Source organism: Nonomuraea sp. NPDC049784, assembly GCF_040659615.1.
GTDB lineage: Bacteria > Actinomycetota > Actinomycetes > Streptosporangiales > Streptosporangiaceae > Nonomuraea.
The window spans coordinates 1-26402 of the sequence record NZ_JBFAMX010000103.1 but is presented as its reverse complement, the minus strand read 5'-3'; the positions used below and the strand labels follow the sequence as shown (position 1 = coordinate 26402).

Here is a 26402-nt window from a genome sequence, read left to right as displayed (position 1 = left end):
GACGGCGAGGGCCGGGCGAACCGCGCGCACCCAGGACGCGGCGGCGGGCAGCACGGCGCTGCGGAACATCAGCTCCTCGCCGATGGACTGGAGCGGGGTGCTCAGCACGGTGATCACCAGCATGAGGATCGTCGTCCCGGAGACACCGAACGCGACCCAGCCTGGGGACTCGGGGGCAACCAGCGCCACCACGCCGATGCCGGCGCCCACCAGCAGGGCCGCGCCGAGCAGGTACTGCGCCAGGCGTCGACCGTCGAACGCCCGTGGTGAGCTGATCAGGCTGCGCCACGGCACCTTCGCCAGCCGTGCCAGCAGCAGGATCGCCACCACGCCCGAGATGCCCACGCTCAGGTTGACGGCCAGGAGCTTCAGCGGGGTGAAGGTGGCGGACATCGGGTCGTCGCTGCCCTCGATGACGCCAACGACCTGGTATAGCAGGATCTGCAGGAGCACCATCACGACCGGCGGCACGACGAGGACGATCAGCGGCCTCCACCAGCTCATGCGGACGTGGGCACCGAACGGCCGGGAGCCGTCGACCTCCGGCCCGCGACGTCCGGGTGCCGGGTCGTCGGCCTGGTGCGGTGAGCTCGGGCGCGCTGCAGTGGCCGGGGTCTGGCCGGGTTCTGGCACGGACATCGGGCGGTCCTCCTGGGTCGAGATGGTTGTTCCACGCACTAGGGAACACCGTGCCCTGGGGGCACACTCAAGCGGTGTCCTGTCTCCCCGCCATCCCCGCTGCAGCTGTGGGTGCCGAAAATTCATCCGCCCAGGTCAAGCAGCATGCCGGTACTCCTTGAGGACACCACCCAGACGATCATGTCGGCGGACATCAAGTCGAGCGACCTGGGCTTGGTCGGCGCCCCTGCCGGGGAGCTGTCGGAGCGGAGCAGCCTGGCGGAGAGTCCGGTGTGGCCGGCGTTCGTTGTAGAACGTCTCGAACTCGCGCAGGGCATGGAGCAGGTGGCGCCGGTTCCAGATCAGGGTGCGGTCCAGCAGTTCACGCTGGCAGGTCAGGATCCACCGCTCCATGATCGCGTTCATCCGGGGGATCCGGATGCCGGTCGTGACGACGCGGAGTCCGGCGTCGGCCAGCACGGCGTCGAAGGCCGCGGTGAATTTGGCGTCGCGGTCACGGATGAGGAACTTGGCCGTACTGCCCGCGTCCTGCAGGTCCATGACAAGGTTCCGTCCGAGTTGGGTGACCCACTGACCTGTGGGATGCGCGGCGGCCCCGAGGATCCGGATCCGCCGGGTGGCGTGCTCGATGACGGCGAAGACGTACAGCCGTGCCCCGGTCAGGGTACGGACTTCGAAGAAGTCGCACGCCAACAGGGCCTCCGCCTGGCTGCGCAGGAAATCGGCCCAGGCGGTGTGCTGTCGCTCGGGTGACGGGTTGATGCTGTGACCTTTGAGGATTTCCCACACGGTGGAGGCGGCGACCGTGACGCCGAGCGCGACCAACTCGCCGTGGATACGCCGGTACCCCCAGGAGGGATTCTCCCGAGCCAGGCGCAGCACCAGCAGGTGAACGGAGGAGATGGTGCGCGGGCGCCCTCGACGCCGGGGCGTACAGGCTGCGGCGTGGCGGCGCCGCAGCAGGTCGCGGTGCCAGCGCAGGACTGTATCTGGGCGCACCAGCACTGTGAAGTGCCGGAGCCTGTCTCCCGGCAGGCGGCCAAGCAACCCGGCGAGCACGAAGCGGTCGCCAGAAGTGAAGACGGGCTTGGCCACCTGGCGGTGCAGGATCGTCAGCTGGTGCCGCAGCACAAGGATCTCGATCTCCTTGTCACGATCGCTTCCCGATAGCAGCCGTAGGAACGCGAAGACGGTCCTCGCGGTGAGGTAGACCAGACGTAGCAGCACGACAGATCATCATGCTGCGACGGTATAGACTTCACGACCCCAAGACTCGAGGTACGTGATCATCAGCCAGCGCTCTGACTTGCGCGGATGAATTTTCGGCACCCACAACGGCGCGCTGCCCAACGATCCCGCCCTGCTCGAACGCCTGGTCACCGTCCTGGGCCGACCGCGTACCCGCTGCCGGTAGCCGGCTGCTGCGGGGGGCCGAGTTCGCGTATCTGTCGGTCTGCGGCACGGGCCAAGCCGGGCACCGGCTGCCCGATGAGGCCCTGCATATCGGCGCCGCGTTCCACCTCGCGGGATTCGCCGACGTGGTGGCCTGCTTGTGGCCACTCTCGGACGACTTCGCCGTACGGGCCGCTGAGGCGTTCTACCGGCAGGCCGCGGCACGCGGCCGTCCCGGGGCAGAGGCTCTGCATGACGCCTTGCACGAGCTGCGATCCGCTGCCCCCCAGCATCTGGCGGGGCTGCTGCACTTCGGCCGGGCAGCCGAAAGCGCTACACCGAGCCGGCCGCCTTGAAACGGTGCGAGCCGATGCTCCAGGTGAACCGCGCGGCCGCAAGTCGAACGCGCCGATCACCTGGTGCAGGGGTGAATGTGTTGCGACCCAGGAAGTGCCCGGCCAGGGTGCCATCGTGCGATGGCCAGGCCTCCTTGCGCACAATGGCCCGCCGCTGGTGCTGATCTCGGCTCAGACCGGAACGTGACAAAGTTCCCAGTGGGTCCTGCCGGGGCTGTTGACTGGCGTTCGGGTGTACGCGGTGGACATGCGCCGACGCGGCAGGTCAACGTGGACTCGGGGGATTACTTCCGGCGCAGAGTAGGGGAAACCGAGCGTGTTCTGCGGGAGGTGGTCGGGCGGCCGGAGATCGTGACGGGCAGTTCCTCCGGCGGACCCTTGCTGATGCAGCCTGCACTGATCCGCAAGGTGGTGACCTGAGCCGCTGAAGGCACTCGCAGATCGAAGACCACAGGCTATTGTGGTCGGCGGGGTTGTCGTGGATGGTGCCGTTCGTGCTCGGTGCGTGCTCGTACGCCCCGTCACGCGTCGTCAGGATCTGGTACTGCCGGACACGCAAAATGCGTGGAGCGGCACGAACTACCACCGGACGGCACCTTCTAATCCGACGGTCGCAGGTTCGAATCCTGCAGGGCGCGCTACTCCACCTGCGCAAACCCATGCCGCGCCCGCACGCTGGCGCGGCATGGGGCAAATATGAGGCAGAGCTGAGTCACGCGCCGAGCTCCTGCCCGAGCTTTGATGCTGCTCTTAGCACCAGCCGGGCCGTTTCCCGGGCAGCTTCGTGGGCCACCTCCGGCAGCACCGAGACGTAGGTGTCGGCGGTCAGCACGATGCTGGCGTGCCCGAGCCTGGCCTGCACCACCTTCAGGTCGGTGCGCGCGGCCAGCGCCAGGGTGGCGGCGCCGTGTCGCAGCGCCCGCCTGGCCGGGGTGGGCACCGGCACGCTGTACCGCCACTTCCCCACCCGGGAGGCACTGGCCGAGGCGGTCTACCACGGGGAAGTCGCCGCGCTGTGCGACCGCGCCCGCCAGCTACAGGCCACGCTGCCCGCAGCGGAGGCTTTGGCGACCTTCCTACGCGGCATGGTCGACCACATAGATGCCCACGAGGGTCTGGCCCGGACGCTGGCCACGCTCATGACCGATCGCTCGGGTGTCCTCGCCGAGGGCAGTCGGGCGCTGGAGCAGGCTGTCACCGACCTGGTGGCCGCCGCCGTGCGGGACGGCACTGTTCGCGACGACATGGATGCCGGGGCCGTGATGATGGCGGTGCACGGCATCGGTGCGGCCCATGACCGCCCCCACTGGCGGGCCGAAGCCGACGGCGTCATCACCCTCGTGCTGGACGGGCTGCGCCGCCCGCTATAACAAGGTGCGACACGAGGTCGCATGCTGCGAGCGAAGGATCCGGTTAGTGTAAGGCGGCGAAGATGCGGTCCGGGGTGGTCACCCGGCTGATGCCGGCTACACCTGTGAAGTTTCAGGATGTGTGCGAGAGCGATGAGGGCGCGGCTCTGCCAGTTCTGACGCTCTTGTCGAAATCCGCCTACGTCGCCGAAGGTGGGACTGGTCTAACCCTGTGTAGCAAGCTGTGGTGCGACAGCTTTGTGTCTGCGACACCCTGCCTGTTGACATAAGCACCGCATCTCCTGCTGACCTGCACATGAGCCATTGCCATCTGCGCCACCTCCACATCCCACCGTCAACGACGGCAGGAGCAGGCGCGAGAGCTTCTCAAGCTCAGCATTCAGCCTTGTCTTGTCGGATCCGTGTCGTCGCGTCCTTGGGTGGCTACCGCTGGGGAAAAGATATCCCCAGCATTAGGGATATAGGCGCTATCGGTCTCGCGCCCCGAGGCTGGCCTGATCGGCGGCGGTACGGCCTGCCGCCCAGCCCTCCCGGTCCCAGGACGTGCGGACCGCGTGCGATACCAGGTTAGGGAACATGCGCTCGACCGCCTGCTCCACCTCCTGCTGGCGGGCCGCCAGTACCGGCACCAGGTCGGTGCCCCGGCTGGCGCTCTCCTGCGAGACCGCACCCGCTGTGGCCTCGGCGAGCCGCTCCCCGATCCTGGAGGCGAACGCCGACAGGAACGACTGGCGGAATGTCTTATTCCTCGACCGGCCGGTGCCGTGCTTCTTGGTGCCCGAGTTCACCAGCGCGGTCTGCGCCTGCACCAGCAGCGAGGTGAACAGCACCTCCACCCAGGACAGGTCCGCCCAGAACCCCAGGACGGTGGCGAACCCCAGCTCCTTCGACCAGATCACCCGGCACCTGTTGGCCTCGGCGATGAGGTCGAGCAGCACGGCCTTGGGCTGCTCGTACGGCGCGTCGATGCCGACCCGGATACCCGCCGGGGCCTCACCTCCGCCTGGCTGTGCGTCCAGCATCGCCGCGTCGATGCTGTACTTCGCCATCAAGCTCTGCGCCGCCGACGTGAACGTCTCCGCCTCCGCCTCGTACGCCGTCGACTCCGCCTTGGCAAGCAGCGCCCGCACCCGCGCGAACGTCTTCTCGCTGACCGCGTGCGAGCGTGCCTGGACCGTACAGCGAGCGGCCCCGGGCCGCGGGCTCAACGACTCCAGCCGCGGCAGCCCGGTCAGCAACCCCAGCAACTCCAGCCCACCGGAGACGGTCACCAGTCGGCTGGCCCCGTCGCGTGCCTGCCGCGCCGCCAGGTAGCCGCCCTTCCACCACACCGCGGCCTCCAGACCGGCGAGTTGGTCGCGCCAGCGCTCATCCACCGTGGCCGGCGCGTAGGCCCGCATCTCCCAGGCGATGAGGTCAGCCGCCGCCCGCCCGTGCCAGTCGGTCAGCCGCCTGGCCGCGATCCTGACCACGTCGGCGGGCTGCCAGCCGTTCCGCCACAACCCCGAGATCGCACGGGTCACAACCTCCACCAGCACGCGATCGGCGTCGTCCCGATCGGCCAGGAAGGCGGCGGCGGAGTCGAAGGCTGCCTCATCCTCGCGGGCAAGGGCCTCCATCGCCGCGGCGATCAGCTCATTAGCCTTACTCACACGTGCCGTCCACCTTAAAGAAAGTCCGCCAGAACCCTACCGCGACGGAGCCTCGTCCCCTGCTCACGGGCGCGGTGGAAGGCGGCGAGGTCCTGACCGACCCCGGCTGGCCCGCCTACCATGACGATCAGGGCCGAGCATAGGGGGCGTCCACGGCAAGCGACCCGCACGCGCAGGTGTACCACTCGAATATTGAGTTACGCGGTCTGAGCTGCGGTTAAGCGGCGTGATGGTATTCGTTGATCGTGCCTGTGGCGACGGGTTTTCGGCGGATGGATCGCAGGTCGTTGAGGTCGGTCACGTCGCGGGCGGGCTGCGTTTCGATGTCCGGGGGCCGTTGGTGCCGGGTCTGGTGCGGCCGGTGCCCGTTGTAATGGATCAGATACTTCTGGAGCACGAGAGCCAGGTGGCGTTCGTTGAGGATCAGGATCCGGTCCAGGAGTTCGCTGCGTAGGGTGCCGATGACGCGCTCGCAGATGGCGTTCATCCTCGGTGTCCGCGGCAGGGTGGTGATGACCTGCAGTCCTTCAGCTGCGAAGACCTCTCTGAAGGCGGAGGTAAAGAGCGGGTCTCGATCGTGGATCACGAACCGCAGCTCGGAGATGCGGTCACCCAGATCCATCGCCAGGTTGCGGGCCTGCTGCGCCGTCCATGCGCCGTTCGGGTGTGCGGTCACTCCGGCCAGGTACAGTCTCCGGGTGCCGTGCTCGATGAAGACCAGCACATACAGCCGTTTGAGCAGGGTCTCGACCGCCAGGAAGTCGCACGCGATGATCGCGGGGGCCTGGGCGGTCAGGAACTGCCGCCAGGTCGGCCCGGCTCGGCGGGGCGCCGGATCGATACCCGCCGCGTGCAGGATCTCCCACACCGTGGAGGCCGCGATCGGGTAGCCCAGGCGAGCCAGCTCGCCCGGGATTGTCCGGTGTCCCCAAGCTGGGTTCTCCCGCGCCATCCGAACAATCAGTGCCTTGACGGGCTGGCGGGTGCAGGGCCGTCCTGGGCGCCGCCTGTCGGTGAAGGTCCACTTACGCGTTACCAAGTGGCGGTGCCAGCGCAAGATCGCCGCCGGGGTGAGCGGGAACACCTCCGCCCACCGGCGGCGGTGAATCATCGCGACAATGCTGCCAGCCAGAGCCGGTCGGCGTGGCCCCATCGCGGCCGGCTACCGAGTTGACGGCGGAGCACCTGGTTCTCATGACGGAGCACCAGCAGCTCAACGTCCTTAGACAGATCAGAACGGACCAGTACCGTCAGCAGGCCGAACAAGCCCCTCACCAACCGGTAGACAAGCGACAACACCACCTTGCGATGCTCGCAGCCACGGCCCTGATCACGCAGCAAAACCCCAGCTCACAGCACGAAACCGTGTTTTCGAGCGGGACAGTTTCGGATCATCGCCACCATGCCGCAGACGCCGAGGATGAACGCAATCTGCGAGCGGGTCATCGGCACCCTGCGCCGCGAACTATTGGACCGGATCCTGATCCTGCGCGAACGTCATCTGGCCCAGGTGCTTCGCGAGTACCTGATTCACTACAACGGGCACCGGCCGCACGCACCGGGCCCTGAAGCAGGCCAGTCCGCTGCGGGCGCTACCCGATCTGGTCGACGCCGACATCAAGGTCACCCGACGAGACCGGCTCGGCGGCCTCCTACACGAATACGCCCAGGTCGCATGAGGAGACACAATATTCGGCACCCACACCGTCTCCTGAGCGGGCATCGGTGGCCGCTTGGCCGTCCGGTCCGCGTCCACCTCACACGGCACGTCCTCGGCCAAGCCGAGCGCCTCACGCAAGTGAGGCAGCGCCGGCCCGGGGATCTCGCCCAGCCTCGGGAAGTACTCGAGGTACTGGTACGACTTCAACCACGCCGTCAGCGCCAGCAGGTGCGGACCGGCGGTCGTCTTTTGTACAAGCGAGCGGTCAGCCAGTGACGCTCGGCCGTCGTCAGTCCTCGTGGGAGCGTGCGTACGTCAGCGTCTCACCCCGGGCGCCGGCCATCCAGATGTCCTGGCAGGCGACGGCCATCTCCTCGAGTCCCTCGACGACGGTGCCGAAGACGTTGCCCGGCACCCAGCCCTGGTCGCCGTTGAGCAGCAGGTTGTTGCGCCCGTAGAACAGCGCCAGGTCGATGATGTGTGACAGGTTCTTGGGACCGCCGCCGCTCTCGTAGCCGTGCGAGGGAGTGGCGAGATCATTGGCGTCGAACGCGAAGTAACAGAGGTCGCCGGGAATGGGAGTGACCGTGGTGTTCTCCTTCCCGGGCTCGACTGCCGCGAACGCCGGCACCAAGTTGTAGATCTCGTTTCGGGCGTACTTGCCATGGAAAACCTGACCGGACAGCGGAAGCGCGTCCCAGACGGCGGCTGCGGTGCGCGGCGCCTCGTCATCGAGCAGCCGGGCGGTGCAGGAAACGCCGCGCGATTCCAGTGTGACCGTGATGTAGCGAGCCATGGGGATTCTCCTCAATGGTTAGGGGCGAGCGAGCGGCGGCCGTGCGGAGGTCCAGTCGGTGGCCGCCTCATAGGCGTGGGCGGCCCGCAGCACGAGCGCGTCAGCGTGCCGGGGGCCGATGATCTGCAGGCCGACGGGCAGCCCGGCGGTGGTGAATCCGCAGGGCACGCTCGCGGCGGGCTGCTGGGTCATGTTGAACGGGTACGTGTAGGGAGTCCAGCTGGTCCAGTCCTCGGAGTGCCAGCCCTTCGGGGCGTCCATTCCCTTGGGGAACGCGGTGATCGGCAGGGTCGGCGTCAGCAGCAGGTCGTACGTCTGGTGGAAGCGCCCCATCCGTACCCCGAGGTCCATCCGAACCGCCGTGGCGTCCAGATAGTCCGCGGCGCCGGCGGCTAGGGCGCGCATGATGCCGCGGCGCAGGCCGGGGTCGACCCGCTCCAGGGCGTCGGGGCCATGGGCCTCGACGACCTTGGCCGCGCCCGTGAACCACAGGACGTGGAAGGCGTCGACGGGGTCGGCGAAGCCGGGATCGATCTCCTCGACGTCGGCCCCCGCCTCGGCCAGCACGGCCGCGGCGGTACGGACGGCGGCCTCGACCTCGGGGTCGTTGCGCACGTACCCGAGAGCGGGGGAGAACGCGATGCGCAGGCCGCGGACGCCGTCGCCGAGTCCGTCGCGGAACGAGGTCGCCGGGGTGGGCAGCGCCGACCAGTCGCGTGCGTCGAAACCGGTGAGTATGTCGAGCATCAGGGCGGCGTCGGTGACGGTGCGGGTCATGGGCCCGCCGTGTGACAGGGTGCCGAACGGGCTGGCGGGCCACATTGGGATGAGGCCGTACGTCGGTTTGATGGTGACTGTTCCGGTGAACGCGGCCGGGATGCGCACCGATCCGCCGCCGTCGGTGCCGACCGACCAGGCCCCCATGCCCAGCGCGACCGCTGCGGCGCTGCCGCCGCTCGATCCGCCAGCGGTCAGCTCGGCGTTCCACGGATTTCCGGTGGCGCCGTGGCGCGGGGAGTCGGTGACGCCCTTCCACCCGAACTCGGGCGTGGTGGTCTTGCCCAGCAGCACGGCTCCGGTCTCGCGCAGCCGGGCCACGGCCGGGGCGTCCTCGGGCCACGGTCCCTGCTCGTCGATGAGATTGGTGCCGCGTAGGGTCGGCCAGCCGCGGGTGTACAGGATGTCCTTGATCGAGGTGGGTACGCCGTCGCCGGGTCCGCGGGTGGTGCCGTCGCGCCAGCGGGCCTCGGACTCCTCCGCGGCGGCCAGCGCGGCCTCGGCGTCGACCATGACGAAGGCGTTCACTTCGTCGTTGGCGGCCTCGATCGCGGCGAGCGCGGCGCGGGTGGCCTCCACCGGGGACACGCTGCGATCGCGGTAACCGGCGATCAGTTCGGTGGCGCTCAGCCGGGTCAGGTCGGTCATCGTGACTCCCTACTCGTCTGCGGGACTCGGCCGCGGGTGGCTCGACTGCGGGCCGCTCGGCTCAGGCTGGCTCGCCTGCGGGTGGGCGGGCACGAACCCGAGCCGCTTGTCGACGACGTTGACGAGATCCTCGCCGTCGAGCCAGCGGACGGCGTTGTCGGTGAACTGCCGGGCCAGCGTGTCGAGCCAGCCGACGGTGTCGCCGGACATGTGCGCGGACACGACCACGCCGGGCGCGCTCCACAGCGGATGGTCCACCGGCAGCGGCTCGGTCGCGAACACGTCCAAGGACGCCCCCGCGAGCTGCCCGCCTGTCAGGGCCGCGACCAGGTCGTCCTCGACGACGCAGGGGCCGCGCCCGACGTTGATCAGGTGGGCGGTGGGTTTCATCGCGGCCAGCACGGTGGCGTCGATGAGCCCCCGGGTCGCCTGGGTCAGGGGCGCGACCATGATGACGTGGTCGGCCCAGCCGACGTGTGCGGCCAGCTCGTCGCTGGTGACGACAGTGCCGAAGTCGGGGTCGACGGCCCGCGCAGTGCGGCCGGCCCCACGTACGTCCATGCCGACGGCGCGGAGCAGCCGGGCGGTCTCGCGCCCGATGGCGCCGGTGCCCACGATCAACGCCGTGGTGCCGGCCACCGGCAGGGTCTCCCGGTGCTTCCACGTACGGGCGAGTTGCAGATCGTGGCTGCGGTGGAGGTCCTTGGCGAAGGCGAGCACCGAGCCCAGCACGAACTCGGCGATGGGCCGGTCGAAGACGCCACGTGCGTTGGTGACGATGACGTCGGAGTCGATGAGCTCCTCGAAGAGGAGCTTGTCCACGCCGGCCGCGGCCACGTGGATCCACCGCAGTGCCCCGGCGTGATCCCAGATCTGACGTACGGCGCTGGAGAAGAAGTCCCACAGGAAGAGGGCGTCCGCGTCCGCCACAGCGGCGGCCAAGCCGTCGGCGTCGCAGTAACGGACCGTCGCACGCTCCTCGACAGCCTGCATGTGCGGGGGGAGCGGGCCCCCGGCCGCGCAGAGCACGGCGATGATCGGCTTGCCGTCGGATCCTGCCATGGGCGCCTCCCCGTTCGCTTGCCACCTGGGCCGCGGCCCAACGTAGGAGAGCTACGTATGATTGTCAACAATGCATCGATCCTGCATGATGGCGACACGGCTCCACACTCGCACGGGGTCGGCTCCCACGATCGCAGGAGACCCGTCCATGACCACGAATACGAGCACCGCACCACCCGGACCGGAGGTCCAGACCGGCGTCGGCGTGATCGTCCCGTACGACATGGCGCTGGATCGGGAGCTGTGGCGCTGGACGCCCGATGACGTGGCGCTGTTCTTCACCCGTACCCCGTTTTCGCCGCTGCCGGTGACGGTGGAGATGGCGGAGCATGTTGGTGATGCCGCGGCCGTCAGCCGTTGCACCCGGGACCTGATCACGGTCTCGCCCGCGGTCTACGCCTACGGCTGTACGTCGGGCAGCTTCGTGCGAGGCGTACGGGGGGAGCGGCAACTGGTCGAGGCGATGTGCGCGGCCGGAGCCCCCGCGGCGGTCACGACGTCCGGAGCCCTGCTGGAGGCCCTGAGGCAGTTGGCCGCCGAGCGCGTGGCGATCGCCACCCCGTACGACCCGGACGTGACCGAGCGGCTGCGGCTGTTCCTGCGGGAGGCCGACGTGGACGTCGTCGGCAGCTCCCACCTGGGGCTGAGCGCCGACATCTGGAAGGTCCCGTACGCGCGCACCGCCGAGCTCGTCGCTCAGGCCGACCACGCCGAGGCCGACGCGATCGTGATCTCGTGCACCAACCTGCCGACCTACGACGTCGTCGCCCCGCTCGAGGCGCGGCTTGGCAAGCCGGTGATCAGCGCGAACCAGGCGACCATGTGGGCGGCGCTGCGGGCCATCGGCCGCCGGGCGACAGGGCCGGGGCAGCGTCTCCTCGGCTACCACTGACAGAGAGAATGCGAGGTTCATGTAGTGCAGCAGTCTTCCCTCGGCCCGGATGCCGCCGAGTACGCGCAACGGCTCGCCCGCGTACAGGAGGGCATGGCGGAGCGCTCGTTCGCCGCCCTGCTGGTGACCGATCCGGCCAATATGTACTACCTCACCGGCTATAACGCATGGTCCTTCTATACGCCGCAGTGTCTGGTGGTGCCGGCCAGTGGTCCGCCGGTCCTGTTCGCCCGCGCGATGGACGCCGCCGGAGCCGGGTCCACCGCCTGGCTGCCGCCGGAGCAGATCGAGGGCTACCCGGAGGAACTGGTCCACCGTCCAACGGTGCACCCGTACGACTGGATCGCCGAACGCGTCCGCGAACGCCGTCTGATCGATACTGGCCCGGACGGGTGCGTGGGAATCGAGGGAGACTCCGCGTTCTTCACGGCCCGCGGTTACCTCTCGCTGCGGGCGGGTCTTCCGCACGTCCGGCTCGAAGACAGCCAGGAGCTGGTCAACTGGGTGCGCGTGGTCAAGTCCGACCACGAGCTCGCCCAGATGCGGATCGCCGGGTCGATCGCGCAGCAGGTCATGGAGGTGGCGCTGGAGGCCGTGGCCCCAGGGCGACGCCAATGTGACGTCGTCGCCGAGATCGCCGCGGCACAGGCGCGCGGCACGGCTGAGCACGGCGGCGACTACCCGGCGTTCGTGCCGATGCTGCCCACCGGCAAAGGAGCCGGCACACCGCATCTGACCTGGACCGAGGAGAAGTTCCGCGTCGGTGAGGCCACGACGATCGAGCTCGCCGGCGTGTACCGGCGCTACCACGCGCCGCTGGCCCGCACCATCATGCTCGGCGAGCCGCCCCGCCGACTCGCCAATACCGCCGCGACCGTGCGCGACGGCATGGCCGAGGTCCTGGCCACGCTGCGCCCCGGACGGACCGCTCACGAGATCCACGCCGCGTGGAACGCCGTCATCAGCGCGTACGGCCTGACCAAGGAGTCGCGGATCGGGTACTCCATCGGTCTGGGATACCCGCCGGACTGGGGCGAGCGCACCATCAGCCTGCGGCCCGACGAGCACACCGTGCTCGAGGCCGGCATGTGCTTCCACGTCATCCTCGGCATGTGGATGGACGACTGGGGATACGAGCTGTCCGAACCCGTCGCGCTGACCACCGACGGGGTAGAGCGGCTGACCGACCTCCCCCAGAACCTCACGATCGGACGGTGAACACGATGACGCAGACCGCCCGGCCCGTGCCGCTCGCGGCACGGGCGGCAGGACTGGTCGGGTCGGTCATCGACTCGAGCACGTCGCTGCTGCAGAAACAGTCGCACGACATCGTCCGCTTCGCGATGGGTAGCCCCGCCGCCGAAGTGGTCCCCACGCGGGTCCTGGCCATGATCAGCGCCGCCGAACTGAGCTCGGCCCACGCCTACGACTACGCCGCGACCGAGGGCGACCCCCGGCTGCGCGCGGCAGTGCTCGACATGTTGTCGGGCACCGGCGAGGCGACGACCCCCGACCGGCTGACCATCACCAGCGGCGGGATGCAGGGCATCGACCTCGCTTGCAAGCTCTTCGTCGACCCCGGTGACCTGGTCGTCGTCGAGTCGCCGACCTACACCAACGGCAGCGCCACCGTCATGTCGTACGGCGGAGAGATGATCGAGGCGCCCGTCGACGACGACGGGCTGGTCGTCGAGGCTCTGCCGGAGCTCGTCGAGCGGGCCGGTCGCCTGCCGAAGGCGATCTACACGATCCCGAACTTCCAGAACCCCTCCGGCACCACCATGTCGCTCGCACGGCGGCTCGCGCTCCTCGAGCTGGCCCGCGGATGGGGGGCGATCGTCATCGACGACGACCCGTACGGCTGGTTGCGCTTCGCCGGCGAGGACCTGCCCAGCCTGCGCGAACTGGGTGACGGGCGCGCGGACGTGTTCTCGGTGCGTACCTTCTCGAAGGTGCTGGCGCCGGGCCTGCGGGTGGGCTGGGTCGACGCGGCCCCCGAACTCGGCCAGTTGCTGATCAACGCCAAGCAGGCCATGGACACCTGCGCCAACCTGCCCGCGCAGCTCCTGGTGGCCCGGTTCCTCGAGGACGGCCACCTCACCGAGCACCTGAGCGGCCTGCGCGTGGAGTACCTGCGCCGCAAGATCGGGATGCAGCGGGCGCTCACCGAGCACCTGGGCGACATCGCGAGATGGACCAGCCCGGACGGCGGATTCTTCCTGTGGGTGACGCTGCCGGAGGAGGTCGACGCGCAGGAGCTGGTCGAGGTGGGGCTGGCCGAAGGGGTTGCCTTCATCCCCGGCTCGGCCTTCTCGCCCAGCGGCCGATTCCGCAACGCCCTGCGGCTGTGCTTCGCGTCTACCACACCGGAGCGCACCCTCGAGGGTGTACGCCGACTGCGCCGCGCGATCGAACTGGTGGCGACGGGGGCTCAGCGTGGCTGACTGCGGAGCGATCACCGCGGCTGAACACGCGGTCCTCGACCTGATCAAGCTCGACGAGATCCGCGAGGTCGCGGTGGACCTGGTCCGGGCGGTGGGGCAGAACCCTCCTGGCGAGGAGGGGCCGACCGTGGATGTTCTCGTCGCCGCCTGCGAGGCGCGCGGTCTGGCGGTGACGACCACTGAGGTGGAGCCCGGCCGGTCCAACGTGTCGGCGGTCCTCGCCGGGGGCCCCGGGCCCGGGTTGCTGCTGCTCGGGCACACCGACGTGGTGCCCGTCGGCGACAACTGGACCGTGCCGCCCTTCGGCGGCGAGGTCCGCGACGGCCGGCTGTTCGGGCGCGGCTCGGCGGACATGAAGGGCGGTCTCGCCGCGTGCGTGGTGGCGCTGTCCGCGCTGCGGCGGGCCGGTGTCGACCTCACCGGTCCGGTCGAGCTGGCCGCCGTGGTCGACGAGGAGGAGACCGGCAAAGGCATCCGGGCCTACCTCGCCGGCGGTGACCGTTCCGGCTTTGCCGGGTGCGTCGTGGCGGAACCCACCGACCTGCAGACGATCATCGCGGCGCGTGGTGACTCGTACGTCGAGATCGCGGTCACCGGGCGGGCGGCGCACTCCGGCAAGCCCTCCGACGGGCTCAACGCCATCTACGGCGCCGCCGCGGTGGTGACCGAGCTCGAACGCTGGCACGGCGAGCTGTCGGACGTACGGCATCCGCTGGTCGGGGCCGCCACGTGGAGCGTCGGTCAGATCGCCGGCGGCACCGGGACGTCCACTGTTCCGGCCGAGTGTCTGATCACCGCCGACCGGCGCCTGTTGCCCGATGAGAAGGGGGAGACCGTGCTGGCCGAGACGACCGGCCGGATCGAAGCCCTGCGTCTGGGCGAGCGTGGGCTGGGCGTCGAGGTCACCATGACGATGCAGATGCCCGGGTTCGAGACGGCGCCGGACCATCGGCTGGTCGAGACGGCCAAGCGGGCGGTGGGCGACGCCGACGGGCCCGAACTGCCGCTGGCGGGATGGACCGCCGCGTGCGACGGCGGATTCATCGCCCGCGACGCGGGGGTTCCGGTGATCGTGCTCGGCCCCGGCTCGGTCGCCGAGCAGGCGCACCGGGCCGACGAGTCGGTCAGCCTCGAGGAGCTCGTGGTCGCGGCCCGCGCCTACGCGCTGTGCGCGATGAGGCTACTCACCGGCTGAACCGGGGGCCGCCTTCGCGGTCGGCACCAGCGTCTGGTGCCGACCGCGGTCGTCACCGGCGTTCAGTGCCGCCTTCGAGGTCGTCACCTGCGTCCAGGGCAGCCGCGAGCACCTGTGCCAGGTGCAGCGCGGTCCGGTCGGTGCCCTGCCCGATCTGTGTGCGGCAGCTGAAGCCGTCCGCGACGATCGCCGTCGTAGGGTCCGCCGCGCGTACGGCGGGCAGCAACACCCGCTCGCCGGCCGCCCGCGACACTTCGTAATGGCCCCGCTCGAACCCGAAATTACCGGCGAGACCACAACAGCCGGAGTCCGGGGCATCGGCGTCGATGCCCGCCGCCCGCATCAGCGCGGAGTCCACCTCGAAGCCCATGACCGAGTGCTGGTGGCAGTGCCGCTGCACCAGCGCCTTCCCGCCCACGTCGGGCGGCCGCCAGCCCGGGGCGTACGCGGCCAGCAGCTCGGCCAGCGTATGGGTGAGCTGCTTGGCCCGCTCGGCCCGCTCGTCACCGGGCAGCAGATCCACCGCCTCGTGCCGGAACACGGCGGTGCAGCTCGGCTCCAGCCCGACGACGGGGACGCCCGCCCGCAGATAGTCGTCGAGCAGGCCCAGGGAGTGGCGCAGCACCCGCTTGGCGACACCGAGCTGCCCGGTCGAGATCCAGGTCAACCCGCAGCACACCTGGCCGCGCGGCAGCACCACCTCGAAGCCCGCCGCCTCGAGCACCCGGACCGCGGCGCGGCCGACCTCGGGGGAGAGGTAGGTGGTGAAGGAGTCGGGCCACAGCACGACCTTGCCGCGCGTGCCGGTACCGGCTGGTCGGCCACGCCGGCGAAACCACGCCGTCAACGGCTGGTCGGCGAAGCGCGGGATGGCCCGCTCGGGCGCGATCCCGCCGATCCGTTTGAGCAGGCCCGCGAGACCCGACGACGTCATCCGGTTGACCACCCTCGGCATGCGCGCCGCCAGGCGCGACCACAGCGGCAGCCAGCCCATCGAGTAGTGCGACGGCGGGCGGAGCCGATGCCGGTAGTGGTGGTACTGGAACTCGGCCTTGTAGGTGGCCATGTCGACGTTGACGGGACAGTCGGAGAGGCATCCCTTGCACGACAGGCACAGGTCGAGGGCGTCGCGGACCTCGGTGGAGCGCCACCCGTCGGTGACGACGTCACCCCGGAGCATCTCCCACAGCAGGTGAGCCCGGCCCCGCGTGGAGTGCTGCTCTTCGCGGGTGACCTGGTAGCTGGGGCACATCACGCCGCCCGAAGACTCCCGGCACTTGCCCACCCCGACGCAGCGGCGCTGTGCCTGGGCGAAGCTGCCGCCGTCCTCCGGGTAGGCGAAGACCGTCAGCAGGCGCTTGGGGTCGGCCGCTCCGGCATGCCGGATGTTCGCGTCGATCGGCGCGGGGTCGGCGATGATGTCCGGATTCAGCACCCCGGAGGGATCCCAGAGCTGCTTGACCTCGCGGAACAGGCCCATGATGTCGGTGCCGTACATGCGGGTCAGCAGTTCCGAACGCGCTCGTCCGTCGCCGTGTTCGCCGGAGACCGAGCCGCCCAGGCGGACGACGAGGTCGGTGGCCTGCTCGACGAACGAGCGGAAGGTGGTCAGACCGGTCCGGCTCATCAGGTCGAAGTCGATGCGCATGTGCATGCAACCCTCGCCGAAGTGCCCGTACGAGGCGCCCGACAGGTCGTGGGCCGCCATCAGCTCGTCGAGCTCGCGCAGGTACGTCGCGAGGCGGTCCGGCGGGACCGCGGCGTCCTCCCAGCCGGCCCAGGCCTCCGCGCCGTCGGCTCGGCGGGTGGCGAGGCCGGTGCCGTCGCGCCGGCACCGCCACAGCACGGCCTGCGCGCGCGGGTCGGTGACCAGCGCCGACGTCACGGGGATGCCCGCGTTGCCGAGGTCGGCGACGATCGCGCGCCCCGCGCGGGCCGCGTGCTCGACGTTGTCGCCCGCGACCTCGATGAGCAGCCAGGCGCCGCCCTCCGGCAGGCCCGCCGCGACCGCGTCGTTCCTGACCTGGTCGGGCAGGCGCCGCACCAGCGCGTCATTGATCGATTCCATGGTCAGTGGCTGGTGGGGCAGTACGTGGGGCACGCATTCGGCGGCGCTGAACGAGTCGGGGAAGCCCAGCACCAGCAGGGCCTTGGCGGCGGGCAGCGGCACCAGGCCGACGGTCGCCCGCAGGGTGGTCGCCAGGGTGCCTTCGGTGCCACAGAGGAACCGGGCGACGTCGTAGCCGTGCTCGGGCAGCAGCCGGTCCAGCGCGTACCCGGAGATGCGGCGTTTGAGACCGGAGAAGCGCCGGCTGATGGCGAGGGCGTTCCGCTGGGCCAGCTCCTGCATCGCCCGGTGGAGCTCGCCCTCGCGGCCCGGCCGGGCGGCCAGTTCGGCCATCCGCCGCCGGGTGTCGGCATCGGCGGCCGGCACCGTGAGGTCCAGCCGGGAGCCGTCCGCGAGCAGCGCCTCAAGACCCATGAGGTTGTCCGCGGTGGTCCCCCAGGCCACCGAGTGGGCGCCGCAGGCGTTGTTGGCGATCATCCCGCCGAGGGTCGCCCGGCTGGCCGAGGAGGGATCGGCGCCGAAGGTGAGGCCATGGCGGGCCGCCGCCGCGGTCAGGTCGGTGAGTACGACACCCGGTTCGACCACGGCGGTGCGACTGGCGGGGTCGAGATCGAGGATCCGGTTGACGTGGCGGGAGACGTCGATGACCACGCCGCCGAGGGCGTTGCCGGCCATGGACGTACCGCCGCCTCGGACCACCACGGGCGCGCCCACCTCAGCCGCGATGCACACGGCGGCCACGAGGTCGTCGACGTCGGCGGGCACGACGACCAGGTCGGGCACCAGCCGGTAGTTGGAGGCGTCCGTGCTGTACAGGGCCTTGGTCCCGGGGTCGTGGCGGGCCGTCCCCCGCAGGACGGACGTCAGCCGCGTGGCCAGCGACTCGACGTCGAAAGCCGTCGAGTGGCGGGTCAATGGCTCAGGACGGCGTGCAGGAAGCTCTTGGTGCGATCTTCCTTCGGCGCCTTGAAGATCTCTCCGGGCGGACCCTGTTCGACCACGGAACCGTGGTCGAACATCACGACGCGATCCGAGATCTCCTCGGCGAAGCGCATCTCGTGGGTCACCATGAGCATCGTCATGTCGGTGCTCACGGCCAGCTCCCGGATGACGTTGAGCACCTCGCCGATCAGCTCGGGGTCGAGTGCCGACGTGGGCTCGTCGAAGAGCATCACCTTGGGCCGCATCGCCAGCGCGCGGGCGATGGCCACCCGCTGCTGCTGCCCGCCGGACAGCTTCGGCGGCTTGTGGCCGAGGTGCTTCGACAGGCCCACCATCTCCAGCAGTTCGACCGAGCGCTGACGGGCCTCCTCCTTGTCCAGCTTGAGCACCCGGGTGGGCGCCTCGAGGACGTTCTCCAGGGCGGTCATGTGCGGGAAGAGGTTGAACTGCTGGAACACCATGCCGACGTGGCGGCGGGTCGCCCGCATCTGCTTGGTCTCCTTGGGCCGCGAGCCGGGCTTGACGTCCCACAGGGTCTCGCCGTTGACCGTCACGAGTCCCGTGTCGGGGGTCTCCAGGGTCATCAGGATCCGCAGGATCGTGGTCTTGCCCGATCCGGACGGCCCGATGATGGACACCTTCTCGCCCGACTTGACGTCGAAGTTCAGCGAGCGGAGCACCTCATTGTCGCCCCACCGCTTGCTGACGTCGTCGAAGGAGATCATGACCTCGCGGTCCGCCGCGGGCGTCGATTCGGGTACGGGGGCAGACTCGGTGTCAATGTGAGGGGGCAAGTCGACGCTCCAATCTCCGGACCATCTGAGAGGCCGGGTAGCTGACCAGGAGGAAGAGCAGACCCGCGATGGTCAGCGGCTCGAGGTAGCGGAAGTTGTTCGATCCGATCGCCTGAGCGTGGGCCAGCAGTTCGAACACGGTGATGGCGGACAGCACGGCCGAGTCCTTGAACATCTGGATGAGGTAGTTACCCAGGATGGGGATCACCGACCGGACGGCCTGCGGAAGGACGATCCGAGTCCAGGTGGCACCGATGGGCAGATTGAGCGCCTTCGCCGCCTCCCACTGCCCGGGCGGCACGTCGTGGATTCCGGAGCGGTAGACCTCGGCCGTGTAGGCGCTGTAGTTGATGCCGATCACGACGATGCCCGTGGCCATCGGACTGAAGCTCAGCCCGTAGTTGGGCAGGATGAAGAACGCGCAGTACGCCTGGATCAGCAGCGGCGTCCCCCGGACGAACTGGACATAGAAGTCGAACAGCTTTGACAGGACCGGCAGGCGCGAGAACCGGATGACCGCGACCACCAGGCCGAGGAGCATCGCGATGACCGTGCCGGCGAGGGTGATCTGGACGGTCACCCACAGTCCTTGAAGCAGATCCGGCAGGATCGACAACGCGAATTTGGAGTCCCAGATCATACGGGCATCCCTGCCTTCACGAGTGGCCCCGGCTGATCCCGGCGCGACTTGGACTGGCGGTCCAGGGCGAATCGCCGCTCCAGCCACTTCATCAGCTGGGAGATCAGTGTCGAGAGCAAGAAGTACAGCACGAGGATCGTGAGGAACACGGCCGTCGTCTGCCCAGTGGTGTTGCGTACCATCTGCCCGCGGAAGGTGAGATCCGCGACCGTGACGAGCGAGACCAGCGAGGTGTTCTTCAGCAGATCGACCATCACGTTGCAGAACGGCGGCAACATGGCCGGGATGGACTGGGGTATCAGCACCCGCCGCATCCGCAGCGCCCGGCCCATGCCGAGGGCCACGCACGCCTCGGTCTGCCCGGCGGCGCGTGAGTTGATCGTGCCACGTACGATCTCGGCCCCGTAGGCCCCTTCGTTGAACCCCAGCGCCAGCACCGCCGCGGTGAGCGGGGCGAGCTGGAAGCCGAAGAAGGGCAGGGCGAAGAAGAACCAGAACATCTGGACCAGCAGAGAGGTGCCGCGGAAGACCTCGACGAAGACGCCGGCCGGCCACCGAAGCCACCAGTGCTGCGACAGGCGGGCGAGACCCGCCGTGAACGCCGTCACCACCGTGAGGATGGCGCCGAGAACGGTGACGAGCAGCGTGATGAGCAGCCCCTGCAGCAGCAGCGGCGCGTAGGTGATCACATCGGACATGGGTCGTCGATCTCCTGGGCCGTAGGGGTGAGGCTGGGGTGGCCCACTCGGGTCAGCCGGCGTTCTTGCACAGCTCGGCGGCTGTGACGCCCTTGGTGATCTGCGCGTCGAAGCCCCACTTGGTGAGGATCGCGGCGAACTCGCTGGTCGCCTTGAACGCGGCGAGCTCCTTGTTGTACTCGGCCAGGAACGTCTTTTCCGTGGGGCGGAAGGCCGCTCCGGACCCGGTCCGTGGCGCGTCACCCACCGGCTCGGTGACCTCGAAGTCCTTGTCCTTCTCCTGCAGCGCCTTCAGCGAGAGGGTCGGCAGGAAGAAGGCGTCGGCCCGCCCGGCCCGCAGCGCCTCGATGCCGCTGCGCCCGTCGTCCACCTTGACCAACTGCCCGTCGGGCACCTTGGCCGTCTTGAGGATCCCGTCCTCGAACCCGCCGGGAAGCACCGCGATCTTCAGCTCCGCGTTCGCGAGCACGCCGGCGACGGTGGTGATCTTCTTCGGGTTGCCAGGCTTGACCCCGAAGGACTCCGTCGACACGATGACCGGCTCCGAATAGAGCACCTCTGCGCAGCGTGACTGCTTCATGAACAGGCCCGCCGCGATGGCGTCCCATCGGTTGGCCTTCAGGCCGGGGATCATCGACGCGTACGGAGTGATGACTCCCTGGACGTCGTTGATGCCCAGGCGCTTGCACACGGCGCGGAACACGTCCGGCTCGGCGCCCGTGACGTTGCCGTCCGCGGTGACCTGCGTGTACGGCGGCTCGTTCGCGATGCCCACGCGGAGATAGCCTTGCTTTCGCCCGGTCGCGAGCAGGTCCTGGGTAGCGCTCGCGGAGCCGGGGATCTCCGTCCGGCTGCAGCCGGCCAGAAATCCGGTCAGCGGCGCGGCCATCGCGGCGGCGCCGAGGCCGCGAAGGAGTGCTCTCCGCGAGGGGTCGTAGGTCATGTCGACTCCGATATCGTCGCGGCCGTCCTGGGGGACAGCGTTGGGAAGCCGGGATTCGCCAGGAGCGGCGCGAGGCCTCTTTGTTGCTGACCGAAGCTAATCAGCTGGTGTAGCATTGTCAACAATCTTATTGATCCCTCGGGATATTGGAACGCGCTCGAAACACTCGCGAAACGTGTTTTCCGCCGCATCGCTCCTCAACCGAAAGGTCATCCGTGAACGACCAACTCCGTCATACGACCGTCGGTCTGCTGTACCCCGGCTTCGGCGCCGAGGACGATTTCCCTGCCCTCGAGCGACGGCTGGGCGGCGTCGTGCGCCTGCCGCTGGTGCACACGTCGGTCGGTGAGGACGCCCACAGGGTCGACGCGCTGCTGGACCTCGGCGGCGCCGAGCGCCTGGCCGAAGGCGCCCGGCAACTGGTCGGTCACGCTCCGGACTCCGTGATGTGGGCGTGCACCTCGGGCAGCTTCGTCTTCGGCTGGGACGGCGCCCGCGAGCAGGTGGAGGACGTGGCGAAGATCGTGGGGCTGCCCGTCTCGTCGACCTCCATCGCGTTCGTCGAGGCGGTGCACGCGCTCGGCCTGCGCCGCGTCGCCGTCGCGGCGTCCTACCCGCAGGACGTCGCGTCACACTTCGTGGAGTTCCTGCGGCGCGGCGGGGTCGAGGTCGCGGCGCTGGGCAGCCACGGCATCCTCACGGCGGCCGAGGTCGGCACCTTCGGTAAGGAGCGCGTGGCGGACATGGTGCGCTCCGGTGACGCCGACGACGCGGAGGCCGTGTTGGTCCCCGACACCGCGATGCACTCGCTGGCATGGCTGGACGACCTCGAGAGCGCCGTCGGCAAGCCGGTCCTCACCGCCAACCAGGTCACGGTATGGGAGGGGCTGCGGATCGGGGGAGGGAGCACGCGCCTCGACGGCATGGGATCCCTCTTCCGCCGGTGATCGGACATGACATCAGTTGATTCCCACGTCGCGATGATGAACAATCCACAATCGACACGCACGCCGGGCTCTCCGCGCCGCACTGTCGCAGCCGAATCGGAGACCAGCATGACCACCCTGGGCAGGTTCATCGGACCCGTGGACCGCGAGTCCACGCCGAGCATCATCGCCCGCAAGCTCCGTGAGGCGATCGCCCACGGCGAGCTCCGGCCGGGCACCCAGTTGGGCGAGGCCGACCTGGCCCGCGAGCTCGGCGTGAGCCGTGGCCCGCTGCGGGAGGCCATGCAGCGCCTGACGCAGGAGGGGTTGCTGATCTCGATCCGCAACCGCGGTCTGTTCGTCATCGAGTTGACCGATGACGACGTCTACGACATCTACGTGGCACGCACCGCCGTCGAGCGCGCCGCCGCCGCCGAGATCTTCCGCCGCGATCCCGTCGCCGCGGGTACGCGACTGGCGGCGATCATCAAGAAGATGGCGAAGGCCTCCGACCGGCTGGACGGAGAGAAGATCGGCGCCGCGGACCTGGAGTTCCACGAGGAGCTCGTCCGGATGGCCCAGAGCCCTCGGCTGTCACGGATGCACCACACGCTGCTGACCGAGACCCGCATGTGCGTGACCGCGCTGCAGGAGACCTACCCCGCGCCCGATGACCGCGTCCCCGAGCACAACGAGATCGCCGACGCGTTCATCGCCGGCGATGCCGAACTCGTTGACCGCCTGCTCATCGAGCACATGCGCGACGCGGTGGTCCGCCTCGGGTCGCGGGGGGCCGCCACCTAGACCGGTCAGGCGAGGGCGATGCCGATGTACTTGGTCTCCAGAAACTCCTCGATACCGGTCGGCCCGCCCTCGCGGCCGAGTCCCGAGGCCTTGACCCCGCCGAACGGCGCGGCGGGGTTGGACACCACACCCTGGTTGATGCCGACCATGCCCGTCTCCAGTGCCTCGGCGACGCGTAGCGCGCGTGACAGGTCGTTGGTGTACAGGTAGTTGACCAGGCCGTACTCGGTGTCGTTGGCGGCTGCCACGACCTCTTCCTCGGTGGTGAACGGCGTCAGCGGCGCGACCGGGCCGAAGATCTCCTCGTGGCGCATTCGAGCCGACTCGGGCACGCCGGTCAGAACCGTCGGCGGGTAGAAGAAGCCGGGCTCGTTCCCGGTCTCTCCGCCGGTGAGCACCTTGGCGCCGCGCTCGACGGCGTCGGTCACCAGCTGGTGCACCTTCCGCTGCGCGGCGGCGTCGATGAGCGGGCCGACGCGGACGCCGTCGTCGACGCCCCGTCCCACGGGCAGGGCGGCCATCTTCTCGGCCAGCTTCGCACCGAAGACGTCGATGACGTCGGCGTGGACATACATGCGGTTCGCGGCGGTGCAGGCTTCGCCGGAGTTGCGCATCTTCGCGGCGATCGCCCCGTCGACGGCCGCATCGAGGTCGGCGTCGGGGAAGACGATGAACGCGGCGTTGCCACCGAGCTCCATCGAGGTGCGCAGCACCTTGTCGGCGCACTGCTCGAGCAACCGGCGGCCCACGGCGGTGGAACCCGTGAACGACAGCTTGCGCGCCACGCCGGAGCGGATCAGCGGCTCCATGACCGCGCCCGCGTTGTCCGTGGTCACGACATTGACCACACCCTCGGGAACACCGGCTTCGGCCAGGATCTCGGCCAGGGCCAGCATGGACAGCGGGGTCTGCGCGGCGGGTTTGATGACACTGGTGCAGCCGGCGGCGATCGCGGGGCCGATCTTGCGGGTGCCCATGGCCATGGGGAAGTTCCAGGGCGTGATCAGCAGCGACGGCCCGACGGGCTGCTTGGTCACCAGGAAACGGGCGCCGCCGGCCGGCGCGACCTGGTAGCCGCCGTTGACGCGGACGGCCTCTTCGGCGAAGTGGCGGAAGAACTCCGCGGCGTAGGCGATCTCGCCCCGTGACTCCGCCAGGGGCTTGCCCATCTCCAGTGTCATGAGCAGGGCGAGGGTGTCCATGCGCTCGTGCAGCAGGTGGAAGGCGCGCATGAGCATGTCGGCACGCGCGCGCGGCGCGGTGGCGGCGAACGCGGTCTGCGCCGCGGCGGCGGCTTCGAGGGCGGCCATCCCGTCTTCGGGCGACGCGTCCGACACAGCGCACAAGAGCTTGCCCGTGGAGGGATCCAGCACGTCGAAGGTGGCTCCTGACGACGCGTTGATCCACTTGCCGTTGATGAAGAGCTGCTTCGGAGCCGCCTCGGCGACTGAGCGTTCACGGGCCTGATCGGTCATTTCTCGTCCCTTCCGACGGAGGGTGCTGGGAGCCGGCGCCGCTTCGGGGGCTGACGCGGACCGCGAGTCGTTGTAAGTTATCTACCAGTTTGATTGTCGACAATCTACCAGAGGGGTCCACGTGGCAGAACTCTCTTCGATCCTCAAGCAGGCAACCGGAGTCATCGCCGCCCGCGGCGAAGGCGTGCACCTCTACGACGAGGAGGGCCGCCGCTACCTCGACTTCACCGCCGGCATCGGCGTCACCAGCACGGGGCACTGCCACCCGCGCGTGGTCGAGGCGGCCCAGCGTCAGGTCGCGACCCTCATCCACGCCCAGTACACGACAGTCATGCACCGCCCGCTGCTCGACCTGGTCGACCGTCTCGGCGAGGTGCTGCCCACCGGCCTCGACCGCATGTTCTTTTCCAACTCCGGCTCTGAAGGGGTGGAGGCGGCCCTACGCCTGGCCCGCCAGTCGACCGCCCGCCCGAACGTCGTCGTCTTCCACGGCGGCTTCCACGGCCGGACCGTCGCGGCCGCCTCGATGACCACCTCCGGGACCAAGTTCCGCGCCGGCTTCAGCCCCATCATGGGCGGCGTCGTCATCGCGCCCTTCCCGAACCCCACCCGCTACGGATGGAGCGAGGAGGATGCGACCGACTTCGCCCTGCGCGAGCTGGACTACCTCCTTCAGACCGTGACGACGCCGGCCGAGACCGCCGCCTTCTTCGTCGAGCCGGTGCTGGGGGAGGGAGGTTACGTGCCGGCCAACACCCGGTTCCTGGCAGGCCTGCGCGAGCGTGCCGACAGGTATGGGATCCTGCTGGTCCTCGATGAGGTGCAGACCGGCTGGGGGCGCACCGGCAAGTTCTGGGGCGGCGACCATTTCGACGCCCGCGCCGACATCCTGATCACCGCCAAGGGCCTGGCCTCCGGGTTCCCGCTGTCGGCGATCGCCGCCCGCGCGGACATCATGGAGAAGGCCTGGCCCGGATCGCAGGGCGGCACCTACGGCGCGAACGCGGTGGCCTGCGCCGCGGCACTCGCCACCCTCGACGTGATCCAGAGCGAAGACCTCGTACAGAACTCGGCCGCCCGCGGCGCCGAACTCCGCGCGGCACTGCAGGACGTGGCGTCCGGGCACAAGAACATCACCGACGTGCGAGGCCTGGGCCTGATGCTGGGCAACGAGTTCCGCGACGCGAACGGAGACCCGGACGGCGCCACCGCCGCCGCGGCCCAGCAGGAGGCCGCCAAGCGGGGCCTGCTGCTGCTGACCTGCGGCGCCTGGGGAGAGGTCGTCCGGTTCATCCCCGCGCTGGTTGTCAACTCCGAGCAGGTGAAGGAGGCTGGCACGATCTGGGCGGAGGCGGTGACCGCGGTGACCGCCTGACCAGCGGTCACGTCACGTTCGACCGCGGACGGCGAGGGGCAGGCGGGAAAGCTGTCGTCGGGGGCCGGCCCGCTCCGGGTGACGAGCGGGCGGCCTCTAGAACAGGTCGTGCGCCGGCCAGACGGCGACCTCCCGGTAGACGTCCCATATCGGCAGGCGCACTGCCCGCAGCCGCGCGATGTCCGCAATCCCGGGCCCAGTGGCGCCCGCAGGAGCGCGCGCACAACCGACAGATGCGTCACAAGTGCGCGTTTTACGCGTTCGGGTCCCAGTCTGCGAGCTGCTCCATCGGCTCGGTGTCGCCGGTGGTCTCCAGGCCGTCGAGCGGGACGCGCTCGTAGAAGTAGAGGACCAGTTCGCTCGCTGCGCCTCGCATCGCCATGTCGCCCGGCTCCGCGTCGGCGGCGAGGTCGTCGCAGCGGACGCCGTCGGCGTTGAGGGTCAGGCGCCAGGAGCGGCCCTCGGTCGTGTGCAGGTCGATGGTCGCCGGCTTGAACGGCCAGGGGACGGTCGTCGCCGAGACGGTCGTCAGGAACTCGTCGACGCCCTCGACCGCGACGTCCGTCGGCAGCGGCTGTGCGGCCCCCTGGGTGAGCTGGGCGTCGTAGGTGTGGACGGCGATCTCCTGGATCTGGTGCCGGGCCACGGCTCCGCTGGTCTCCGGGGCCTGCGAGCGGCCCCACCAGGTCCAGCAGCCGCGGTCCGGGCCGGCCTCGCGCATCGCGTCGAGCATGAGCTCGGTCGACTCGGCGAGCCAGGCGTCCAGGGCTTCGCGGTCGCGGGGCGCGGTCGGGGTGCCCTTCGGGTCCGTCCTCGCCGGGGGCTCAGCGCCCGGGCCCGCCGCGACGATGGCG

24 protein-coding genes, 1 tRNA gene and 1 pseudogene are annotated in these 26402 nt (G+C 69.6%); 11 read left to right on the top strand and 15 right to left on the bottom strand.

Annotated elements, in window-relative coordinates; genetic code table 11:
- Positions 1–639 (bottom strand): annotated as a pseudogene (locus AB0J09_RS22305) (hypothetical protein); the annotation flags it as partial.
- A 135-nt stretch (positions 640–774) separates the two neighbouring features.
- Complete coding sequence (locus AB0J09_RS22300; protein ID WP_360694053.1) at positions 775–1866, bottom strand: integrase core domain-containing protein; 1092 nt, start codon at positions 1864–1866, stop codon at positions 775–777.
- Between the two features lie 74 nt (positions 1867–1940).
- Here AB0J09_RS22300 and AB0J09_RS22295 point away from each other — a divergent pair, with 74 nt between their 5' ends.
- Positions 1941–2387 (top strand): CHAT domain-containing protein, encoded by a 447-nt coding sequence (locus tag AB0J09_RS22295; RefSeq protein ID WP_360694064.1) that lies wholly within the window; start codon positions 1941–1943, stop codon positions 2385–2387.
- 562 nt (positions 2388–2949) lie between these two features.
- Positions 2950–3025 (top strand) — tRNA-OTHER (locus AB0J09_RS22290).
- A gap of 74 nt (positions 3026–3099) precedes the next feature.
- Here AB0J09_RS22290 and AB0J09_RS22285 read toward each other — a convergent pair.
- Positions 3100–3333: a hypothetical protein gene (locus tag AB0J09_RS22285; protein WP_360694050.1), complete on the bottom strand. Its 234-nt coding sequence runs from the start codon at positions 3331–3333 to the stop codon at positions 3100–3102.
- Here AB0J09_RS22285 and AB0J09_RS22280 point away from each other — a divergent pair.
- Positions 3320–3757: a TetR/AcrR family transcriptional regulator gene (locus AB0J09_RS22280; protein WP_360694047.1), complete on the top strand. Its 438-nt coding sequence runs from the start codon at positions 3320–3322 to the stop codon at positions 3755–3757. The genes AB0J09_RS22285 and AB0J09_RS22280 overlap by 14 nt on opposite strands.
- Positions 3758–4224: 467 nt before the next feature.
- Here AB0J09_RS22280 and AB0J09_RS22275 read toward each other — a convergent pair whose 3' ends face one another.
- Entirely contained in the window at positions 4225–5409 is a 1185-nt protein-coding gene (locus AB0J09_RS22275; RefSeq protein WP_360694044.1) for a DUF2786 domain-containing protein, read from the bottom strand.
- Between the two features lie 217 nt (positions 5410–5626).
- A complete protein-coding gene (locus AB0J09_RS22270) occupies positions 5627–6520 on the bottom strand; it encodes an integrase core domain-containing protein (RefSeq protein WP_360694041.1) in 894 nt (297 codons plus the stop codon).
- A 279-nt stretch (positions 6521–6799) separates the two neighbouring features.
- Between AB0J09_RS22270 and AB0J09_RS22265 the strand changes: the two genes are divergently transcribed.
- On the top strand, positions 6800–7345 hold the full coding sequence (locus AB0J09_RS22265; RefSeq protein WP_360694062.1) for an integrase core domain-containing protein: 546 nt from the start codon (positions 6800–6802) through the stop codon (positions 7343–7345).
- Between the two features lie 13 nt (positions 7346–7358).
- Here the strand turns inward: AB0J09_RS22265 and AB0J09_RS22260 are convergent, their stop codons facing one another.
- From AB0J09_RS22260 to AB0J09_RS22250, 3 genes are read right to left on the bottom strand one after another with little or no spacing between them, the layout of a single operon-like run.
- The gene (locus AB0J09_RS22260; RefSeq protein WP_360694038.1) at positions 7359–7865 is read right to left on the bottom strand and encodes a DUF3830 family protein; all 507 of its coding nucleotides are present in this window, start codon (positions 7863–7865) and stop codon (positions 7359–7361) included.
- A gap of 18 nt (positions 7866–7883) precedes the next feature.
- Complete coding sequence (locus AB0J09_RS22255; protein WP_360694035.1) at positions 7884–9290, bottom strand: amidase; 1407 nt, start codon at positions 9288–9290, stop codon at positions 7884–7886.
- A 9-nt stretch (positions 9291–9299) separates the two neighbouring features.
- Positions 9300–10352: a D-2-hydroxyacid dehydrogenase gene (locus AB0J09_RS22250; protein WP_360694033.1), complete on the bottom strand. Its 1053-nt coding sequence runs from the start codon at positions 10350–10352 to the stop codon at positions 9300–9302.
- 148 nt (positions 10353–10500) lie between these two features.
- Here AB0J09_RS22250 and AB0J09_RS22245 point away from each other — a divergent pair, with 148 nt between their 5' ends.
- The 4 genes from AB0J09_RS22245 to AB0J09_RS22230 are packed head-to-tail and all read left to right on the top strand — an operon-like array spanning position 10501 to position 14883.
- Positions 10501–11244 carry an Asp/Glu/hydantoin racemase gene (locus tag AB0J09_RS22245; RefSeq protein ID WP_360694030.1) on the top strand — a complete coding sequence of 248 codons (744 nt, stop codon included), beginning with the start codon at positions 10501–10503 and terminating at the stop codon, positions 11242–11244.
- Between the two features lie 24 nt (positions 11245–11268).
- Positions 11269–12462, top strand: coding sequence for a M24 family metallopeptidase (locus tag AB0J09_RS22240; protein WP_360694027.1), 1194 nt, complete (start codon positions 11269–11271; stop codon positions 12460–12462).
- Positions 12463–12467: 5 nt separating this feature from the next.
- Entirely contained in the window at positions 12468–13688 is a 1221-nt protein-coding gene (locus tag AB0J09_RS22235) for a PLP-dependent aminotransferase family protein (protein ID WP_360694059.1), read from the top strand.
- Positions 13681–14883, top strand: coding sequence for a M20 family metallopeptidase (locus tag AB0J09_RS22230; protein ID WP_360694024.1), 1203 nt, complete (start codon positions 13681–13683; stop codon positions 14881–14883). Before AB0J09_RS22235 ends, AB0J09_RS22230 begins: the two co-directional genes overlap by 8 nt.
- Before the next feature lie 52 nt (positions 14884–14935).
- Here the strand turns inward: AB0J09_RS22230 and AB0J09_RS22225 are convergent, their stop codons facing one another.
- The 5 genes from AB0J09_RS22225 to ehuB are packed head-to-tail and all read right to left on the bottom strand — an operon-like array spanning position 14936 to position 20968.
- Positions 14936–17866, bottom strand: coding sequence for an FAD-binding and (Fe-S)-binding domain-containing protein (locus tag AB0J09_RS22225; RefSeq protein ID WP_360694021.1), 2931 nt, complete (start codon positions 17864–17866; stop codon positions 14936–14938).
- Positions 17863–18618 carry an ectoine/hydroxyectoine ABC transporter ATP-binding protein EhuA gene (ehuA, locus tag AB0J09_RS22220; protein WP_360694056.1) on the bottom strand — a complete coding sequence of 252 codons (756 nt, stop codon included), beginning with the start codon at positions 18616–18618 and terminating at the stop codon, positions 17863–17865. The genes AB0J09_RS22225 and ehuA overlap by 4 nt, the downstream gene beginning before the upstream one ends.
- Before the next feature lie 52 nt (positions 18619–18670).
- Positions 18671–19327, bottom strand: coding sequence for an ectoine/hydroxyectoine ABC transporter permease subunit EhuD (gene ehuD, locus AB0J09_RS22215; RefSeq protein ID WP_358318048.1), 657 nt, complete (start codon positions 19325–19327; stop codon positions 18671–18673).
- On the bottom strand, positions 19324–20025 hold the full coding sequence (gene ehuC, locus AB0J09_RS22210) for an ectoine/hydroxyectoine ABC transporter permease subunit EhuC (RefSeq protein WP_360694018.1): 702 nt from the start codon (positions 20023–20025) through the stop codon (positions 19324–19326). The genes ehuD and ehuC overlap by 4 nt, the downstream gene beginning before the upstream one ends.
- 52 nt (positions 20026–20077) lie before the next feature.
- Positions 20078–20968 (bottom strand): ectoine/hydroxyectoine ABC transporter substrate-binding protein EhuB, encoded by an 891-nt coding sequence (ehuB, locus tag AB0J09_RS22205; protein WP_360694015.1) that lies wholly within the window; start codon positions 20966–20968, stop codon positions 20078–20080.
- Between the two features lie 215 nt (positions 20969–21183).
- On the opposite strand from ehuB, the gene AB0J09_RS22200 reads away from it, so the two are divergent.
- Together AB0J09_RS22200 and AB0J09_RS22195 are read left to right on the top strand one after the other, a co-directional pair.
- Positions 21184–21915: a maleate cis-trans isomerase gene (locus AB0J09_RS22200; RefSeq protein ID WP_360694013.1), complete on the top strand. Its 732-nt coding sequence runs from the start codon at positions 21184–21186 to the stop codon at positions 21913–21915.
- A 108-nt stretch (positions 21916–22023) separates the two neighbouring features.
- Positions 22024–22698 (top strand): GntR family transcriptional regulator, encoded by a 675-nt coding sequence (locus AB0J09_RS22195; protein ID WP_360694010.1) that lies wholly within the window; start codon positions 22024–22026, stop codon positions 22696–22698.
- 5 nt (positions 22699–22703) lie between these two features.
- Here the strand turns inward: AB0J09_RS22195 and AB0J09_RS22190 are convergent, their stop codons facing one another.
- On the bottom strand, positions 22704–24173 hold the full coding sequence (locus tag AB0J09_RS22190) for an NAD-dependent succinate-semialdehyde dehydrogenase (protein ID WP_360694007.1): 1470 nt from the start codon (positions 24171–24173) through the stop codon (positions 22704–22706).
- Positions 24174–24294: 121 nt separating this feature from the next.
- On the opposite strand from AB0J09_RS22190, the gene AB0J09_RS22185 reads away from it, so the two are divergent.
- A complete protein-coding gene (locus tag AB0J09_RS22185; RefSeq protein WP_360694004.1) occupies positions 24295–25548 on the top strand; it encodes an aminotransferase class III-fold pyridoxal phosphate-dependent enzyme in 1254 nt (417 codons plus the stop codon).
- A gap of 253 nt (positions 25549–25801) precedes the next feature.
- Here AB0J09_RS22185 and AB0J09_RS22180 read toward each other — a convergent pair.
- Positions 25802–26402 (bottom strand): maleylpyruvate isomerase N-terminal domain-containing protein (locus AB0J09_RS22180; RefSeq protein WP_360694001.1); only part of this gene is annotated, 601 nt, incomplete at its 5' end.